Source organism: Pseudonocardia sp. Ae150A_Ps1, from assembly GCF_001932315.1.
Classification (GTDB): domain Bacteria; phylum Actinomycetota; class Actinomycetes; order Mycobacteriales; family Pseudonocardiaceae; genus Pseudonocardia.
The window spans coordinates 1-2,072 of record NZ_MCIJ01000008.1 but is presented as its reverse complement, the minus strand read 5'-3'; the positions used below and the strand labels follow the sequence as shown (position 1 = coordinate 2,072).

Genomic DNA, 2,072 nt, shown 5'->3' with positions numbered 1-2,072 from the left:
GGGCGATCGTGAAGATGATCGGCAGCATCACCATGAACGCGGCATCGAAGAAGATCGGGAACCCGAACAACAGCGACACCACACCCAGCGCCAACGGAGCCCGCTGCTCGGTGAACCGGGCCACCAAAGCATCCGACAACGCCCGCGCGGCCCCGCTGGTCTCGGCGAGCCGCCCGAACATCGCGCCGAGACCGACCAACAGGGCGACTTCCCCGAGGGTCGTGCCGAAACCCTCGACCAGGACATCGAGTACCGCGCCCGGCGGGATCCGGGCCGCGAACGCCGTCACCGCAGACACGACGATCAACGCCAGCAGTGGATGCACCTTGAACCGGATGATCGCCACCAACAGAACAGCGACCGCCCCCACCGCGATACTCAGCAGCCCGCCGGTACTCAACGGTGAGACCCAGTTCTCCACCACCAGCTCCTGTCCACGCAAGAGGACCTGCTCGAGACAAGACGCCACGAGGACAACGACATCCTGCCGCACCAGAACGGCGACGGCCAGCTACAGAGCGAAGCCACCTGCACCGACCCGTCCCGCCGCCGCTAGTACTGCAACGGCACTCGATGAGCTGATGATCAACTCCACGAGCGGACCGATCGCCGGCGGACTGGTCAGCGGGCCGCTCTCGCGGCCGATGTGGCTTGAAGAACTCCACAGCACAGCTCTCTGACCAGTGCAAACGATGGAGTGCCGTTGCAGTACTAGGCAGTGAGGAAGGGGAAGCGGCGCGGCAGCACCGAATGGGGCCGCTGTCGCGCGGTCGAGTGACCCCAGCGGACGGCGGCGGTGGGGACGTATGGCACCTTCCTCGACATGAAGGCTCGGTCGTCCTGCTCTCCCCAGAACGCGGAGGCGCTGCAGAAAGCTGTTTCCCGATCGTGGTGGGGGCAGGCTGCGTGCGTCTCGATGGACACCGAGATGTTCTTCCCCAGCCCTCAGAAGATCGGGGCAGATGTCGCCGCGAAGCAGACGTGTGCGGGGTGCCAGGTCCGTAGGCAGTGTTTGGAACACGCCTTGTCCGTGGGGGAGTACTACGGGATATGGGGCGGTCTGGCAGCTCACGAACGTCAGAGGCTCCCCAGGTGGGGCCCTCAGGGCGGAGTGACCCGCGGGGCGGGGTCCCCGGCGTCGGCCGGTGACACCCGGTCGACATGATGGTGCGCAGTGTGATGGAGAGCGGGCCGAGGCCACCGCTACCCGAAGCGTCGGATGGCCTCGGCCCCGGTGAGACCGTTCCTGGCGAGCACGGTGACCAGCTGGTGACGGCGTCCAGGCTGCTGGCGCGGGTCGGGAACGGCGCGTAGCGCGACCAGCAGATCCCCGTCCTGTCCGGGCTCGGCGCCCGGACTCACCAGCCCGGTGCGGGCGGCGAGGACAGCAATCGGAGAAGATGCAGACGCGGGCACGACTCGGCTCCCTTGATCGGGCAGGTGTAGGAACCGTCATGATCACGCGGGCTATGCCGGGGCCCTGGGGTTCGACCGGAGTTGACAGGGCCCTGGCTTCTGCCCAGCGGGAGAGGACTCCGTGATCATTCGAATCAAGCGTTCCTCGACCTTCACTACTACCGGAACCCCCTTAACTCCTCAAGTGTGGGCGAATTCAGGCGGTCGAAGCATCTAGCTCAACGAGTTCGGCGAATATCTCGGAGGGCTTCTTCCAGTTGTGGATCTTACGGGGTCGGTCGTTGATATCGCAAGCCACCATCGCCAGATACTTCGGGTCCGAGGTGATTTCCGTGCCTTTCGGGAAGTACTCGCGCACGATGCGGTTGAGGTTCTCGTTGCTGCCGCGTTCCCACGGCGAGCGCGGGTGGGCGAAGTACACCGGCATCGACCCCTTGGTGACGGCGGCGTGGCCGGCCATCTCCGCCCCGCAGTCCCAGGTCAGCGAGGCCCGCATGTGGGCGGGCAGGCCACTGGTGGCGGCGATGACCCCGCGGCCGACGGTCAGCGAGTCGCGCCCGTGCAGCGGCACGAGCACGAGGAACCGGGAGGCGCGCTCGACCAGGGTCCCGACGGCGGTCTTGCCGTCCTTGCCGATGATCAGGTCACCCTCCCAG

At 66.5% G+C, this 2,072-nt stretch carries 1 protein-coding gene and 1 pseudogene; both read right to left on the bottom strand.

The annotated features are described in order from the left end of the window. Positions 1 to 421, bottom strand: a pseudogene (locus Ae150APs1_RS30160) (SLC13 family permease); the annotation flags it as partial. 1,191 nt (positions 422 to 1,612) lie between these two features. Beyond that, a partial coding sequence (locus Ae150APs1_RS30150) for an IS30 family transposase (RefSeq protein ID WP_139317329.1) occupies positions 1,613 to 2,072 on the bottom strand: 460 nt, incomplete at its 5' end.